The organism is Pseudomonas neuropathica, assembly GCF_051174785.1.
Taxonomy (GTDB): Bacteria; Pseudomonadota; Gammaproteobacteria; order Pseudomonadales; family Pseudomonadaceae; genus Aquipseudomonas; species Aquipseudomonas neuropathica_A.
Genome location: NZ_CP195111.1, coordinates 5182818 through 5198991, shown reverse-complemented (window position 1 = coordinate 5198991; position 16174 = coordinate 5182818). Strand labels below are relative to the sequence as shown.

The 16174-nt window shown below is 57.8% G+C and carries 15 protein-coding genes; 5 read left to right on the top strand and 10 right to left on the bottom strand.

Annotated features, from left to right (window positions below; genetic code table 11):
- Positions 1-5 precede the first annotated feature (5 nt).
- From sdhA to sdhC, 3 genes are read right to left on the bottom strand one after another with little or no spacing between them, the layout of a single operon-like run.
- Positions 6-1778: a succinate dehydrogenase flavoprotein subunit gene (sdhA, locus tag ACRRSD_RS23540; protein WP_038363946.1), complete on the bottom strand. Its 1773-nt coding sequence runs from the start codon at positions 1776-1778 to the stop codon at positions 6-8.
- Between the two features lie 3 nt (positions 1779-1781).
- Positions 1782-2150, bottom strand: a complete 369-nt coding sequence (gene sdhD, locus ACRRSD_RS23535) for a succinate dehydrogenase, hydrophobic membrane anchor protein (protein WP_007919900.1) — start codon at positions 2148-2150, stop codon at positions 1782-1784.
- Positions 2144-2518 (bottom strand): succinate dehydrogenase, cytochrome b556 subunit, encoded by a 375-nt coding sequence (sdhC, locus tag ACRRSD_RS23530; RefSeq protein WP_038363944.1) that lies wholly within the window; start codon positions 2516-2518, stop codon positions 2144-2146. Before sdhC ends, sdhD begins: the two co-directional genes overlap by 7 nt.
- A gap of 362 nt (positions 2519-2880) precedes the next feature.
- On the opposite strand from sdhC, the gene gltA reads away from it, so the two are divergent.
- Positions 2881-4170 (top strand): citrate synthase, encoded by a 1290-nt coding sequence (gene gltA, locus ACRRSD_RS23525; protein ID WP_007919904.1) that lies wholly within the window; start codon positions 2881-2883, stop codon positions 4168-4170.
- 1155 nt (positions 4171-5325) lie between these two features.
- On the opposite strand, the gene ACRRSD_RS23520 is transcribed toward gltA, so the two are convergent.
- From ACRRSD_RS23520 to ACRRSD_RS23510, 3 genes are all read right to left on the bottom strand, one after another.
- Entirely contained in the window at positions 5326-6984 is a 1659-nt protein-coding gene (locus ACRRSD_RS23520) for a cation acetate symporter (protein ID WP_435035613.1), read from the bottom strand.
- Positions 6981-7292, bottom strand: a complete 312-nt coding sequence (locus ACRRSD_RS23515; RefSeq protein ID WP_008087300.1) for a DUF485 domain-containing protein — start codon at positions 7290-7292, stop codon at positions 6981-6983. Before ACRRSD_RS23515 ends, ACRRSD_RS23520 begins: the two co-directional genes overlap by 4 nt.
- A gap of 241 nt (positions 7293-7533) precedes the next feature.
- A complete protein-coding gene (locus ACRRSD_RS23510) occupies positions 7534-8385 on the bottom strand; it encodes a glycine betaine ABC transporter substrate-binding protein (protein ID WP_435035611.1) in 852 nt (283 codons plus the stop codon).
- A 285-nt stretch (positions 8386-8670) separates the two neighbouring features.
- Between ACRRSD_RS23510 and ACRRSD_RS23505 the strand changes: the two genes are divergently transcribed.
- The gene (locus ACRRSD_RS23505; protein WP_435035610.1) at positions 8671-10266 is read left to right on the top strand and encodes a glycosyl hydrolase family 17 protein; all 1596 of its coding nucleotides are present in this window, start codon (positions 8671-8673) and stop codon (positions 10264-10266) included.
- Between the two features lie 107 nt (positions 10267-10373).
- Here the strand turns inward: ACRRSD_RS23505 and ACRRSD_RS23500 are convergent, their stop codons facing one another.
- Entirely contained in the window at positions 10374-10742 is a 369-nt protein-coding gene (locus ACRRSD_RS23500; RefSeq protein WP_435035609.1) for a hypothetical protein, read from the bottom strand.
- 224 nt (positions 10743-10966) lie between these two features.
- On the opposite strand from ACRRSD_RS23500, the gene ACRRSD_RS23495 reads away from it, so the two are divergent.
- Together ACRRSD_RS23495 and ACRRSD_RS23490 are read left to right on the top strand one after the other, a co-directional pair.
- Positions 10967-12265 carry a serine/threonine protein kinase gene (locus tag ACRRSD_RS23495; protein ID WP_435035608.1) on the top strand — a complete coding sequence of 433 codons (1299 nt, stop codon included), beginning with the start codon at positions 10967-10969 and terminating at the stop codon, positions 12263-12265.
- Positions 12258-13046, top strand: a complete 789-nt coding sequence (locus ACRRSD_RS23490; RefSeq protein ID WP_122608270.1) for an MlaA family lipoprotein — start codon at positions 12258-12260, stop codon at positions 13044-13046. Before ACRRSD_RS23495 ends, ACRRSD_RS23490 begins: the two co-directional genes overlap by 8 nt.
- A 128-nt stretch (positions 13047-13174) precedes the next feature.
- On the opposite strand, the gene ACRRSD_RS23485 is transcribed toward ACRRSD_RS23490, so the two are convergent.
- Entirely contained in the window at positions 13175-14089 is a 915-nt protein-coding gene (locus tag ACRRSD_RS23485) for a DUF808 domain-containing protein (RefSeq protein ID WP_435035606.1), read from the bottom strand.
- A 135-nt stretch (positions 14090-14224) separates the two neighbouring features.
- Between ACRRSD_RS23485 and ACRRSD_RS23480 the strand changes: the two genes are divergently transcribed.
- The gene (locus tag ACRRSD_RS23480) at positions 14225-14830 is read left to right on the top strand and encodes a TetR/AcrR family transcriptional regulator (protein ID WP_007919931.1); all 606 of its coding nucleotides are present in this window, start codon (positions 14225-14227) and stop codon (positions 14828-14830) included.
- Between the two features lie 114 nt (positions 14831-14944).
- Here the strand turns inward: ACRRSD_RS23480 and ACRRSD_RS23475 are convergent, their stop codons facing one another.
- Entirely contained in the window at positions 14945-15403 is a 459-nt protein-coding gene (locus ACRRSD_RS23475) for an REP-associated tyrosine transposase (RefSeq protein WP_150794398.1), read from the bottom strand.
- 213 nt (positions 15404-15616) lie between these two features.
- Positions 15617-16057, bottom strand: a complete 441-nt coding sequence (locus ACRRSD_RS23470; RefSeq protein WP_095050212.1) for a GlcG/HbpS family heme-binding protein — start codon at positions 16055-16057, stop codon at positions 15617-15619.
- Positions 16058-16174: the final 117 nt, after the last annotated feature.

The window sequence follows — 16174 nt, the reverse complement described above, 5'->3', positions numbered from 1 at the left end:
CACCCTTAATAAGTCCGGACTTTAGGTTCGAAAGTCGGAACAGTCTTCGGCGAGAAGTTCACGGCACGCTTGGTGACGCGCTTGTCACCCGGGAAGTACAGGGTGTGGCACAGCCAGTTTTCGTCGTCACGATCTTCGAAGTCTTCACGGGCGTGAGCACCGCGCGACTCTTTACGTACTTCGGCAGCGATGGCGGTAGCTTCAGCCACTTCCAGCAGGTTTTGCAGTTCCAGCGCTTCGATACGGGCCGTGTTGAACGCCTGCGACTTATCGTTGATCTTCACGTTGGCAATGCGGGTACGCAGGTCAGCAAGCTGAGCGATACCTTTCTGCATGTATTCGCCGGTACGGAATACGCCGAAGTAGTTCTGCATGCAGCTTTGCAGCTCGCGACGCAGGGTGGCTACGTCTTCGCCGTCAGTACGGTTGTTCAGTGCATTCAGGCGCGACAGGGCAGCTTCGATGTCGGCTTCGGTAGCGTCGTCGTATTCGATGCCGTCGGTCAGCGCTTTTTCCAGGTGCAGACCAGCAGCGCGGCCGAATACCACCAGGTCGAGCAGCGAGTTGCCACCCAGACGGTTGGCACCGTGCACCGATACGCAAGCCACTTCACCTACTGCGAACAGACCAGGGATGATCTGGTCCACGCCTTCGGCGTTCTGGGTGATCGCCTGGCCATGAATGTTGGTGGCAACGCCGCCCATCATATAGTGGCAAGTCGGAACAACCGGAACCGGCGCAACAACCGGGTCAACGTGAGCGAACGTCTTCGACAGTTCGCAGATGCCTGGCAGACGACTGTGCAGCACTTCCTCGCCCAAGTGGTCGAGTTTGAGCATTACGTGGTCGCCATTCGGACCGCAACCGTTGCCGGCGATGATTTCTTTAACCATCGAACGGGCAACCACGTCACGACCGGCAAGGTCTTTGGCGTTCGGAGCATAACGCTCCATGAAACGCTCGCCGTGCTTGTTGATCAGGTAACCACCTTCACCACGGCAACCTTCGGTAACCAGTACACCGGCGCCGGCGATGCCGGTCGGGTGGAACTGCCACATTTCAATGTCTTGTACCGGCACGCCAGCACGCAGAGCCATGCCGACGCCGTCACCGGTGTTGATCAGGGCGTTGGTGGTGGAAGCGTAGATACGACCTGCACCGCCGGTAGCCAGTACGGTGGCCTTGGCGCGGATGTAGGTGGTTTCGCCGGTTTCGATGCAGATCGCGATCACACCGACGAATTCGCCTTCCTGGTTTTTCACCAGATCGACAGCGTAGTACTCGTTCAGGAACGTGGTACCGGCTTTCAGGTTGCCCTGATAAAGAGTGTGCAGCAGTGCGTGACCGGTACGGTCGGACGCCGCGCAAGTACGTGCAGCCTGACCGCCCTTGCCGTAATCCTTGGACTGACCGCCGAACGGACGCTGGTAGATACGGCCTTGCTCGGTACGCGAGAACGGCAGACCCATGTGGTCCAGCTCGAAAACAGCGGCCGGGCCTTCCTGACACATGTATTCGATAGCGTCCTGGTCACCGATGTAGTCGGAGCCCTTGACGGTATCGTACATGTGCCAGCGCCAGTCATCGTTCGGGTCAGCGGACGCGATTGCGCACGTGATGCCGCCTTGGGCGGATACAGTGTGCGAACGGGTCGGGAAAACCTTGGTGATCACGGCAGTCTTGTGACCGCCCTGTGCCAGTTGCAGCGCAGCGCGCATGCCGGCACCGCCACCACCAATAATGATGGCGTCGAAAGAAATCGTTGGAATGTTAGCCATGACTCAGATACCCCAGAGAATCTGCACACCCCAGACGAAGTAAGCGAACATCGCGATGCCGCAAACTGCCTGGAAAAGGAAACGTACTGCAGTCGCGGACTTGCCCAGCGCCATTGGCGTCAGGTAGTCGGTCGCGATGGTCCACATGCCGACCCAGGCGTGAGCGCCAAGGGCAACGAGGGCCAGCAGACTGAAGATACGCATCCCGTTGTGAGCGAACAGGCCGTGCCACTGGTCGTAGCCAATGCCCGGATTCGCTGCAAGGTATCCGATCAGGAAGATGAAATAAGCCGCGAGAACAACCGCAGACACACGTTGCGCCATCCAGTCATAGAGGCCCGAACGCGAAAGGTTCGTAACGCTGGTTACCATATCCAAACTCCTGCCAGAACGATCAGCACCACGGAAATGGCGATGATGATTTTCGAGCCCAGGCGGCCGCCTTCCAGCGTCTCACCGATGCCCATGTCCATGATCAAGTGGCGCACACCGGCTACCAGGTGATACAGCAGAGCGGACAGGAGGCCCCATGCTACGAACTTGGCCAGCGGACTGGTCAAGCATGCCTTCACTTCGGCAAAACCTTCCTCGGAACCCAGAGATTTGCCCAATGCATAAAGCATGAAGCCGATACCCAGGAAGAGGATGATGCCGGAAACACGGTGAAGAAACGACGTAACGCCGGTGATGGGGAGTTTGATGGTCCTTAGGTCTAGGTTTACAGGTCGTTGGCTTTTCACGGCTTTTTTTTCACACTGAAGAGCCCCTAACAATCAGGGCAAAGTTGTTGGGGAGTGCACTGGTCAGGTAACCACCACCCAGGGATGCGACCCCCAACAAAGCTGGCCCAAAAGCCCTTGGCGGTCGGTGGCCGAGTATAGACAGTTAGGTTACTAATGACAACGCAATCACCTACCCCAAATAGCGGATTGCACAAGTCGTATAAAAGGCGTAAATGGCAGTCAATTTCGAGGAAAAAGTGCGCTTAAAGCCTTCTGGAGCAAGACTTTAGGCAAATTGACATTCGAATTTATCTCACTATAGTGGTGCGGGCCCTGCGTGGGGGGTCTGTCTGATGGTTCAAGCATAAATAGGAGGCCACATGGCTGACAAAAAAGCGCAGTTGATCATCGAGGGCGCAGCCCCCGTCGAGCTGCCCATTTTAACCGGCACCGTTGGTCCCGATGTAATCGATGTTCGGGGCCTGACGGCCACGGGCCGCTTCACTTTCGACCCTGGTTTCATGTCGACCGCCTCGTGCGAATCGAAGATCACCTATATCGACGGCGACAACGGCATTCTGTTGCACCGCGGCTACCCGATCGAACAACTGGCTGAAAAGTCGGACTACCTGGAAACCTGCTACCTGCTGCTCAACGGCGAACTGCCGACCGCAGAACAGAAGGCCCAGTTCGTCAGCACCGTGAAAAACCACACCATGGTTCACGAGCAGTTGAAAACCTTCTTCAACGGTTTCCGTCGCGACGCCCACCCGATGGCCGTCATGTGCGGTGTAGTCGGCGCCCTCTCGGCCTTCTACCACGACTCCCTGGACATCAATAACCCGCAGCATCGCGAAATCTCCGCGATCCGGCTGGTTGCCAAGATGCCGACCCTGGCAGCGATGGTTTACAAGTACTCCATGGGCCAACCCATGATGTACCCGCGCAACGACCTGACGTACGCGGAAAACTTCCTGCACATGATGTTCAACACCCCGTGCGAGATCAAACCGATCAGCCCGGTGCTCGCCAAGGCCATGGACCGGATCTTTATCCTCCACGCCGACCACGAGCAGAACGCATCGACTTCTACTGTGCGTCTGGCCGGCTCTTCGGGTGCCAACCCGTTCGCCTGTATCGCTGCCGGCATCGCCGCACTGTGGGGCCCTGCCCACGGCGGTGCGAACGAAGCCGTGCTGACCATGCTTGACGAGATTGGCGATGTTTCGAACATCGACAAGTTCATCGCCAAAGCCAAGGACAAGAACGATCCGTTCAAACTGATGGGCTTCGGTCACCGCGTTTACAAGAACCGCGACCCTCGCGCGACTGTAATGAAGCAGACCTGCGACGAAGTACTGAAGGAACTGGGCATCAACAACGATCCGCAACTCGAACTGGCCATGCGCCTGGAAGAGATCGCGCTGACCGACCCGTACTTCATCGAACGCTCGCTGTACCCGAACGTCGACTTCTACTCGGGGATCATCCTCAAGGCGATCGGCATTCCGACCAGCATGTTCACGGTGATTTTCGCGCTGGCACGTACTGTTGGCTGGATCTCCCACTGGAAGGAAATGCTTTCCAGCCCGTACAAGATTGGCCGTCCGCGCCAGTTGTACACTGGTTACGAGTCGCGTGATATTTCCAAGCTGGAAGATCGCAAATAAGATTTGTCTTGCGATAACGTCTTAAGTTGTACCGGGAACGGCCTCTATTTATATAGGGGCCGTTTTTGTTTGTGTGGTCTCAGCGGCCTGTGGGCCGACTGGTTTTTGGGTATTGGGTGTATATCCGTTGCTGCGGGTGTTGCCGCTGGCGGTTTCGCTCTTACAGCGACTCACTTTTCCAAACGCCGAAAAGTAAGCAAAAGGCTTTGCCCCTGGCGTACGGCACTTCGCTGAGGCTCAGTGTTCCCTCGCTACGGTGTCCATCCGGGGGCATCGCCTACGGTTTGCTTCGCTGCACCTCCTCTCGATGAATGCGGCTTCGCCGCACGGCGCTGCGCGCCTAACCCCCGGATGAACACCTCCGCTCGGCCTGCCGATGGGGCAAAAAATCAAAAGCCAAAGCCAAAGCAAGATCAAAAGCCAGATCAAAAGCCCCTCACCCTAGCCCTCTCCCGGAGGGAGAGGGGACTGATTGAGGTGTTTGGGGAAGTTACGCCGACGTGCGATACCGCGTTGAACCCAGGCTTTGAAAAGCACCGAAATCAGCACCCTCTCCTTCCACTCCCGGAGGGAGAGAGGATTGATCAAGGTGTTTGGGGGAGCTACGCCGACGTGCGATACCGCGTTGAACTCAGGTTTTGAAACGCCCGAAAATCGGCTCCCTCTCCCTCGGGAGAGGGCTGGGGTGAGGGGCGAATCCACCAAAAAAACAAAGCCGAACCCCCGTTCTTCACCACTCAATAGGCCGAGTGTCAGCTCGCCTGCTTTTGATCTTGATTCACGGGCGACATCGGAAGGCTGAGTGGAGGGATTGATCCGGGCGTGGGAGCGCAGCGACCGTTTGGCGAAGCCAAATACAGCGAGAGGAGGTGCAGCGAAGCAAACCGTAGGCGCTGCGCCCGGATCAATCCCGGAGCGAAGGGACCCCGAGCCCCAGCGAGCGGGCCGGACGTAGGAGCAAGCGTTTTTTGCTTACTTTTTTTGGCGTTTGAAAAAAAGTGAGTCGCCGTAAGGGCGAAACCCTAATCAGCCGTTACCGCAGCAACGGATATACACCCAATAAAAAACACACCAAAGTCCGATAACCGCCCACAAAAAAATGCCCCGATCTCTCAACCGGGGCATTCAGCACAACATTACAAAACCATCAAACCATCAATGCGATACCGCCCCGCTCGCCCCCAACCCAGTCTGCGAACGCACAAACTGCGGGAAGAACAGCGCCCGCTCGTTATCCGCAGCCGCCGACTTGTCAGTGATCGAGAAGAACCAGATCCCCACAAACGCAATGATCATCGAAAACAGCGCCGGATACTCGTAAGGGAAGATCGCCTTCTCATGATGCAGAATCTGCACCCAGATGGTCGGGCCAAGGATCATCAGCCCCACCGCACTCACCAGCCCCAACCAGCCGCCAATCATCGCACCACGAGTGGTCAACTTCTTCCAGTACATCGAAAGCAGCAGGACCGGGAAGTTACAGCTAGCCGCGATGGAGAACGCCAGGCCCACCATGAACGCAATGTTCTGGCTTTCGAACAGAATGCCCAAGCCAATCGCCAGCACCGCCAAGGCAATGGTGGTGATCTTCGAAACGCGGATCTCATCCTTCTCGTTCGCCTTGCCCTTCTTGATCACACTGGCGTACAGGTCGTGAGAAACCGCCGAGGCACCGGCCAGCGTCAGACCTGCCACAACCGCCAGAATGGTCGCGAACGCCACCGCCGAGATAAAGCCGAGGAAGATACTGCCACCGACCGCGTTGGCCAGGTGCACCGCCGCCATGTTGTTGCCGCCCAACAGCGCGCCAGCCGCATCTTTGAAGGCCGGGTTAGTGCTGACCAGCAGGATCGCGCCGAAGCCGATGATGAAGGTCAGGATGTAGAAGTAACCAATGAAGCCAGTTGCGTAGAGCACGCTCTTGCGAGCTTCTTTTGCGTCACTCACGGTGAAGAAGCGCATCAGAATGTGTGGCAGGCCAGCGGTACCGAACATCAGCGCCAGACCCAGCGAGAAGGCCGAAATCGGGTCCTTGACCAGACCGCCCGGGCTCATGATCGCTTCGCCTTTGGCGTGAACCTTGATCGCTTCGGAGAACAGCGTGTTGAAGTCGAAGCCTACGTGCTTCATCACCATCAGCGCCATGAACGAGGCGCCGGACAGCAACAGCACAGCCTTGATGATCTGTACCCAGGTGGTCGCCAGCATGCCGCCGAACAGTACGTACATGCACATCAGCACCCCGACCAGAATCACCGCGACGTGGTAGTCCAGACCGAACAACAACTGGATCAGCTTGCCGGCACCGACCATTTGCGCGATCAGGTAGAACGCCACCACCACCAGCGAACCGCAGGCAGACAGCGTGCGAATCTGGGTTTGCCCGAGGCGGTAGGACGCCACGTCGGCAAAGGTGTATTTACCCAGGTTACGCAGACGCTCGGCGATCAGGAACAGAATGATCGGCCAGCCCACCAGGAAGCCGATCGAGTAGATCAGGCCATCGTAGCCGGAGGTGAACACCAGCGCGGAAATCCCCAGGAAGGATGCCGCCGACATGTAGTCACCGGCAATCGCCAGACCGTTCTGGAAACCGGTGATCTTGCCGCCCGCCGCATAGTAGTCGGCCGCCGAGTTGTTTTTCTTCGAGGCCCAGTAAGTGATGTACAAGGTCGCACCAACGAAGGCGACGAACATCAGGATCGCCGGAATGTTCAGGGGCTGTTTGGCCACTTCACCGGTCAGCGCGTCAGCTGCCCAGACACCCGGGGCGAACATTGCGACGCTCAATAGAGCCAGTAGACGCCGGATCATTGCTGAGCCTCCTTGAGAATCGCATTGTTCAGGTCGTCGAACTCGCCATTGGCGCGGCGCACGTAGATACCGGTAAGAATGAACGCTGAAAGAATGAGTCCGACACCGATTGGAATGCCCCAGGTAATCGAGGATTCCGGACTGAGTTTCGCACCCAGTATGTGCGGCCCGTAAGCGATCAACAGAATGAAGCCAGAGTAAAGCCCGAGCATGATTGCCGAGAGAATCCAGGCGAATCGTTCCCTTTTCTGAACCAGCTCCTTGAATCGGGGACTGTTTTGAATCGAGAGGTAAATGCTGTCGTTCATTGTTTTTATCCTCGCAGCACAGATTATTGTTGGAACATAGCTAATGTATGCGGCTGCGAGCGCGGTAACAGACGACCTTAGTAGTAGAACGCCATGACACTTTTGCCAATTTCCGGTACGCCACAAAACAACTGTGGGAGCGAGCCTGCTCGCGAAGGCGTCAGATCAGTCGATATTTGCATCAACTGACAGATCGCATTCGCGAGCAGGCTCGCTCCCACAGGGTTAGGCGGTGAGGCTTTTATTTAGTCCAGTCAGCCACGCGATCCGGGTGCTTGGCTACCCAATCTTTCGCTGCTGCGTCAGGCTTGGCACCGTCCTGAATCGCCAGCATGACTTCGCCGATTTCGTCTTTCGAGGCCCACTGGAAGTTCTTCAGGAACTTGGCCACTTCCGGTGCCTTGGCTTCCAGGCCTTTGCTGCCGATGCTGTTAACGGTTTCAGCCTGGCCGTACACGCCTTTCGGGTCGTCGAGGAAGCGCAGTTTCCACTTGGCGAACATCCAGTGCGGCACCCAACCGGTGACGGCGATGGATTCGTTTTTCTTCTCGGCACGGGTCAGCTCGGCGATCATGCCGGCGCCGGAACTGGCTTTGAGAGTGTATTTGTCGAGGCCGTAATCCTTGATCGCCTGATCAGTCTTGAGCATCACACCTGAACCGGCGTCGATGCCGACGATGCGATTTTTGAAGGTGTCATCGGTTTTCAGGTCTTCGATCGACTTGGCTTTAACGTACTCCGGCACGATCAGGCCGATTTTCGCGTCCTTGAAGTTCGGGCCGTAATCGACGACCTGATCCTTGTTCTTCGTCCAGTAATCGCCGTGTGTCACCGGCAGCCACGCCGACAGCATGGCGTCGAGTTTGCCAGTGGCCACGCCCTGCCACATGATCCCGGTGGCGACGGCTTGCAGCTTCACGTCGTAGCCGAGTTTCTGCTTGATCACTTCGGCTGCCACGTGAGTGGTCGCCACGCTGTCGGACCAGCCGTCAACGTAACCGATGTTCAGGGTCTTGGTTTCCGCACTGGCCAGTGTCGCACTCATCGCCAGCGCCAGAGCGGCACCTGCGCCTAAAAGTCGTCGCATCTTCATCGTTACTTCCCCGAAATGCTGCGCCCGACGGATGGCGGGCGACGTCAACGTATTGTTATGGTGCACAGCGCCCCCATCACGCCTGACCGCAAACCCACTCAAACATCAGCGGAGTACTGATGCCCTGATCATCAACCTGACGACGCTCGCGACCTGCTCTGCCAGCGACCTCAAGACAACGAGAAACGACATCACAAGGCCATTAATCGCGACTATATAAATGACGCCAAATAATCCGCCCGAACTTTGCATGTCAAAATCATGCGAGCCACCAACCCTCTATAAATGCAGGTAACATGCGTCGCTTTGCAGCCACTCGGCCTGACCATGTCCGCGACCTCCCGTTTTCCTTTTCTGCCGTATCTTTTCGCCTGCCTGCTTGGGCTGTTTGCCCTCGGGGGCTTCTGGTACGGCCTCGGCCAACCGGTGATTCTGCCGGATGCGGCGACGCCGACGCACAAGCTGCAGTGCGCCTCGTACACACCGTTCGATAAAGACCAATCACCGTTCGACGTGCCATTCAAACTGCGCCCCGAGCGCATGGACGCTGACCTCGCGTTGCTGGCGACACGTTTTGAGTGCATTCGCACCTATTCGATGACAGGCCTCGAGGCGCTGCCGGATCTGGCGCGTAAACATGGTCTGAAATTGATGATCGGCGCCTGGGTCAACAGCAACCCGGTGGACACCGAGAAAGAAGTCGACCTGCTGATTGCCTCGGCCAACGCCAACCCGGACGTGGTCAGCGCGGTGATCGTCGGCAACGAAGCCTTGCTGCGCAAGGAGGTCACTGGCACGCAACTGGTTCGACTGATCAACAAGGTCAAGAGTCAGGTCAAGCAACCGGTGACGTACGCCGATGTCTGGGAGTTCTGGCTCCAGCATCCGGAAGTCGCGCCGGCAGTGGACTTCCTGACCATTCACTTATTGCCGTACTGGGAAGATGATCCGTCGAATATCGACGTCGCCCTGCAGCATGTCGCGCAAGTGCGTCAGGTGTTCGGCAATAAATTCGCGCCCAAAGACGTAATGATCGGCGAAACCGGCTGGCCGAGCGAAGGCCGCCAGCGTGAGACCGCCCTGCCGAGCCGGGTCAACGAGGCCAAATTCATTCGTGGTTTTGTCGCGATGGCCGAGAAAGAAGGCTGGCATTACAACCTGATCGAAGCGTTTGACCAGCCGTGGAAGCGCGGCAGCGAAGGTGCGGTTGGCGGTTATTGGGGGCTGTTCGACGCGGATCGTCAGGACAAAGGCGTGCTGGCCGGGCCGGTGACCAATGTGCCGTTCTGGAAAGAATGGCTGGCGGTCGGCGGGCTGATTTTCCTTGGCACGCTGATCCTTGGCGGTCGCGTTCGTACCACGCGTTCGGCGCTGGTGTTACCGCTGCTGGGCGCCCTCGCCGCTTGCTCGATTGGCGCCTGGGGTGATCTGGCGCGGGTGACCACAAGGTTTACCAGCGAATGGCTGTGGGTCAGCTTGCTGACAGCGCTGAATCTGTTGGTATTGGCACACGCCGCACTGACGCTGAGCGCGCGCAACGGTTGGCGGGAACGGGCGTTCAATCTGCTGGAGCGCCGCGCCGGCTGGCTGGTCGCGGCAGCAGGCTTTGCCGCAGCGGTGATGATGCTGGAGATGGTGTTTGATCCGCGTTATCGCAGCTTTGCAAGCATGGCGTTTGTGCTGCCGGCGCTGGTTTATCTGTGCCGGCCGGTGAGCGTGCCGCGTCGGGAGATTGCGTTGCTGACGTTTATTGTCGGGGCGGGGATTGCGCCGCAGTTGTATCAGGAAGGTTTGCAGAATCAGCAGGCGTGGGGTTGGGCGGTTGTGAGTGGCTTGATGATGGCTGCGTTGTGGCGCTGCCTGCGCGTTCGCAGCCTCTGATCTTCAGAGTGGCATCAGGCCTCTTCGCGAGCAGGCTCGCTCCCACATTGGATCTGTGGCGTTCACAAATCCCCCGTGGGAGCGAGCCTGCTCGCGAAGACTGACTGTCAGGCGCTACGGGACTCGCGCACCAGACGCAACCCGGCAATCACCAACGCAAACACCGCCAACGTGGTGTTGTACAACGCCAGAGCTGGCACTCCGAATACCAGCGCCAGCACCGCCAGCCACCACCCTGCCCGCCCCGGCAAGACAAAACCGATCAACGCCGCACCCAACGCCGTCCAGCCCAATACCTTGAAATGAATCATCAACCCAAGGTTCGAACGCAGCTGGCATTCCCAGCGACTGGCCTCATCCACGCAGATACCGACCCACCGCCCGTCTTCCATAAAGCCATAACGTGCGCCATAGCTGGCGGCCAACCATAACGGCAACAGAACGAGCAGCAACATCACGGGCAAACGGCGGGACATGAAACACTCCAATCTTCGGAAATCGGCGGCCAGCTTAATCTGCCGCCAGCCGTGTGCAAGAACTAACAACTGTTAACTGTTCATTCAGGGCGTGCAAAGTGTATCGTCCAGCTACTATTACTCCGAATTCTGCCTGTTTGGTGCCGCAGCATGGCACTTTGGTGCAAACCCGGTGGTCATAGCCTGCGAACTTCATTCGGCACCTTCCTCTAAGGGATCTAGTCATGCTCCGTTCCTTGCGCTTCGCCGCGCTGTTCAGCGGCCTTATTTTGAGTGCGTCCGCACTGGCGGTGGATATCGACGCCGCCAGTTATGGCTACCCCCTGACCAACCCGTTCGAGGCGACCATCGCCACGACGCCGCCGGACTTGCGCCCGGAATTGCCGCTGGACGACGACATCAATCAGTCGGACCGCAGCCTGACCTTGCGCCCGGAGCGCGAGTTCATTCTGCCGGACAACTTCTGGGCGGTGAAAAAACTCACCTACCGCATCGCCACCCAGGACAAGCCAGCACCGCTGATCTTCCTGATCGCTGGCACCGGCGCACGCTATGACAGCACGCTCAACGAATACCTGAAAAAGCTCTACTACAAGGCCGGCTACCATGTCGTCCAGTTGTCGTCGCCAACCAGTTTCGACTTCATCAGCGCTGCCTCGCGTTTCGCCACCCCGGGCGTAACCAAGGAAGACGCCGAAGACATGTACCGGGTGATGCAGGCTGTACGGGCGCAGAATCCGAAACTGCCGGTGACAGAGTATTACCTGACCGGCTACAGCCTCGGCGCGCTTGATGCCGCGTTCGTCGCGCATCTGGACGAGACGCGCCGCAGCTTCAACTTCAAGAAAGTCCTGCTGCTCAACCCGCCGGTCAACCTTTACACTTCGGTCACTAACCTCGACAAACTGGTGCAAACCGAAGTTAAAGGCATCAACACCAGCACGACGTTCTATGAACTGGTGCTGGCCAAGCTGACCCGCTACTTCCAGCAGAAAGGCTACATCGACCTCAACGATGCACTGCTTTATGACTTCCAGCAGTCCAAGCAGCACCTGACCAACGAACAGATGGCGATGCTGATCGGCACTTCGTTCCGCTTCTCTGCAGCCGACATTGCGTTCACCTCGGACCTGATCAACCGTCGCGGCCTGATCACCCCGCCGAAATTCCCGATCACCGAAGGCACCAGCCTCACGCCGTTCCTCAAGCGCGCGCTGCAGTGCGACTTCGACTGCTACCTGACCGATCAGGTGATTCCGATGTGGCGTGCGCGCACCGACGGCGGCAGCCTGCTGCAACTGATCGATCAGGTCAGCCTGTATGCGCTCAAGGATTACCTGCACGACAGCCCGAAAATCGCCGTGATGCACAACGCCGATGACGTGATCCTCGGTCCGGGCGACCTCGGTTTCCTGCGCAAGACCTTCGGTGATCGACTCACCGTTTATCCACTGGGCGGCCATTGCGGCAACCTTAACTACCGCGTCAACAGCGACGCCATGCTGGAGTTCTTCCGTGGCTAAACATCTCCTGCTGATTGCAGCGCTACTCTGCGCAGGCGTGGCCCAGGCCGACAACAGTAAAGCCAACGCGCCCGTGGTGGTCGACAGCGACGGCTTTAAAGAGCCGCTATCCAAACTCAAATTCAACCCGGGGCTGGATCAGCGCGAATTCGAGCGTTCGACGCTCAACGCGCTGAATGTCTACGACCCGCTGGAGTCGTGGAACCGCCGGGTTTACCACTTCAACTATCGCTTCGACCAATGGGTGTTCCTGCCGGTGGTCGACGGCTATCGCTACATTACGCCAAGCTTCGTGCGCACCGGGGTAAGCAACTTCTTCAACAACCTTGGTGACGTGCCGAATCTGGTCAACAGCCTGTTGCAGTTCAAAGGCCAGCGCTCGATGGAAACGACCGCGCGCCTGCTGCTCAACACCACCATCGGCATCGCCGGTCTGTGGGACCCGGCCACCGCCATGGGCCTGCCACGCCAGAGCGAAGACTTCGGCCAGACTCTGGGCTTCTACGGTGTACCGGGCGGCGCCTACTTTGTACTGCCGATCCTCGGCCCGTCGAACATCCGTGACACTGCAGGCCTGGCTGTCGATTACACCGCTGAATCGGCGATCAACTTCCTCAACGTCTCGGAAGTCAGCTCCAACCACCCGGAAATCTGGGCCCTGCGCGCGGTGGACAAGCGCTATCAGACCAGCTTCCGCTACGGCCAGATGAACTCACCGTTCGAGTACGAGAAAGTGCGTTACGTGTACACCGAAGCGCGCAAGTTGCAGGTCGCCGAGTAAAAACGGCTGCCACAAAACACTGTGGGAGCGAGCTTGCTCGCGAATGCGGTAGTCCAGTCAATATTTAAGTCGACTGATACTCCGCTTTCGCGAGCAAGCTCGCTCCCACATTTGTTTTGTGTCGCTGGTTAGCCCTTCACGGCTTTCCATATCTTGCCGACGACGGAAACAACCGCCAACACCACCGCACCGGCAATGATCCCCGCCACACCATTGAGCAACATCGGCACCGCAAACCCGACACTGCCGGCCGCCGCGCCAACGCCTTCAATCCAGTCATGCAGCACCGGCACGCCATGGGTAAGGATGCCGCCGCCGACCAGGAACATCGCCGCCGTACCAACCACCGACAAGGTTTTCATCATGTACGGCGCGGCGCTGAGGATGGCGCTGCCGACTTTTTTCGCAAACTGCCCAGGCTTTTGCGTCAGCCACAGGCCGAGATCGTCGAGTTTGACGATACCCGCTACCAGCCCATACACGCCCACCGTCATTACAATCGCGATGCCGGACATCACGATCACTTGCTGAGTCAGCGAAGCAGTAGCCACGGTGCCCAAGGTGATGGCGATGATTTCTGCCGAGAGAATGAAGTCAGTGCGAATCGCGCCTTTGATCTTGTCCTTCTCGTATGCCACCAGATCAGTTGCCGGATCGGCCACGGCCTCGGTCAGCTGAGCGTGTTCGGCATCATCTTCGGCCTTGCTGTGGAGAAACTTGTGCGCGAGCTTCTCGAAACCTTCGAAGCACAAATACGCACCGCCGACCATCAACAACGGCGTCACCAGCCACGGCACGAATGCACTGATCGCCAGCGCCGACGGCACCAGAATCAGTTTATTGACGAACGAGCCTTTGGCTACGGCCCAAACCACGGGAATTTCCCGCTCGGCACGCACACCGGAGACCTGCTGGGCATTGAGCGCCAGGTCGTCACCGAGCACGCCGGCAGTCTTCTTGGCGGCCATTTTGCTCATCAACGCCACGTCGTCCAGCACGGTGGCAATATCGTCGACCAGCACCAGCAAACTGCTTCCTGCCATGAATCCTGTTTCCTTTTATGTATGAATGTTGCGAAGCATAACGCGACCTTAGACCACGCGGGGCATTCTTGAGCGTCGCGCGAGGCCGGTGCTACCATGCGCAACCGCCAGAACAGGCAAGGAACCACCGGGTTTATGAGCACAATCCGCGAGCGCAACAAAGAACTGATCCTGCGTGCCGCCAGTGAGGAGTTTGCCGACAAGGGCTTCGCTGCGACCAAAACCAGCGACATCGCCGCCAAGGCGGGATTGCCCAAGCCCAACGTCTATTACTACTTCAAGTCCAAGGAAAACCTCTACCGCGAGGTATTGGAAAGCATCATCGTGCCGATTTTGCAGGCCTCGACCCCGTTCAATCCGGACGGCGTGCCGAGCGAGGTGCTGAGCGGCTACATCCGCTCGAAGATCCGCATCTCCCGCGACCTGCCGTTCGCCTCGAAAGTATTCGCCAGCGAAATCATGCACGGCGCCCCGCACCTGAGCGCCGACCTCGTCGAGCAGCTCAACGGCCAGGCCAAACATAACATCGACTGCATCCAGAGCTGGATCGACCGCGGGCAAATCGCCCCGATCGATCCTAATCACCTGATGTTCAGCATCTGGGCCGCAACCCAGACCTACGCCGACTTTGACTGGCAGATTTCTGCGGTCACGGGTAAGGACAAGCTGGATGAAGCCGATTATGAAGCGGCGGCGCAGACGATTATCCGGTTGGTGTTGAAAGGGTGTGAGCCGGACTGATAGCCCGCGGTGACTGTTTCGCGAGCAAGCTCGCTCCTACATTGGATCTGTGGCGTTCACAAATCCCCTGTGGGAGCGAGCCTGCTCGCGAATGGCGGCAACACAGAATAACGCTCAAACCCAAATCGCATCCCACAGCGGATAGTCGCCAAGCTTCTTAACCAAACCAGCCCGCAACGGATTAGCCACGATATACCGAGCCAACTTCACCAGATCTTCTTCTCTGCGCAATGCACGATCATGAAAGCCTGATTGCCAAAGACTGGTCTGTCGACCCGTCGAGAGATTTACGGCTTTGGTGCTGAGGGATTTTGTACGCTGCATCAACTCTCCGAGCGAACCGCGCTTCAACTCAATCAGCCAATGAAAATGATCTGGCATGACAACCCAGGCCAACGTACTGGCAATGCCCATTTCCTCTGCGACGTGAAATTGGCTGGCGACCAATCGACCCAGTGCAAAGTTGCTGAAAACAGGCTGCCTTCCCGCCGTATTGGTTGTCAGCAGGTAGATGCGGTTGTGTTCGGAGTAACGACCAATGCGCAAACGATTTGAAGCAGATAGATTCAGCATTCCTTCGCCTTTTCATGTCCTGATCAGGAAAAGGCTAGCTCTGTGAATGTGGGAGGAAGTGTCAGGTTTTTAGCAAGATGTGTTTTTGAGATCGTATTCGCGAGCAGGCTCGCTCCCACAAGGGGCTTGGGGTATTCAGACATTTTGTGTCTGAGCACAAATCCAATGTGGGAGCGAGCCTGCTCGCGAAGGCGGTTAATCAGACGCTACAAATCAAGCAGCCACCCCCGCATCCGCCCTCAACTCCAACGCCTCCACCGCCCTGATCGCCACCTGCTCATCAATATCCGACAAATCCCCGCTAATCCCGATCGCGCCCAGCACATTGCCCGCCTGATCCCGAATCAACACACCCCCCGGTGCCGGCACGACGCTGCCCTGGCCCATGCTGTTCAGCGCGGCAATAAACGCCGGGCGTTGTTGCGCGTCGAGTGCCAGCAGGCGCGAGCCTTTACCCAGAGCAATCGCGCCCCAGGCTTTGCCGATGGCGATGTTCGGGCGCAGCAGGCTGGCGCCGTCTTCGCGTTGCAGGGTGATCAGGTGGCCTCCGGTATCGAGTACCGCAATGGTTAGCGGCGCGGCGTTGATGCCGCGCCCTGCAGTGATGGCTTGGTTGACCAGGTTGACTGCGACTTTCAAGGTTAAAGCGCTCATGGTGCCGTCCTCATTTTGTTATAGGGAAAGTCGTGGGACTGCGGTTTTCTGCCGCAGGCCGATGCAACAAATAGAACACAATGAGTTATTTTTTTGTATACAATAATTCTCGAAAAG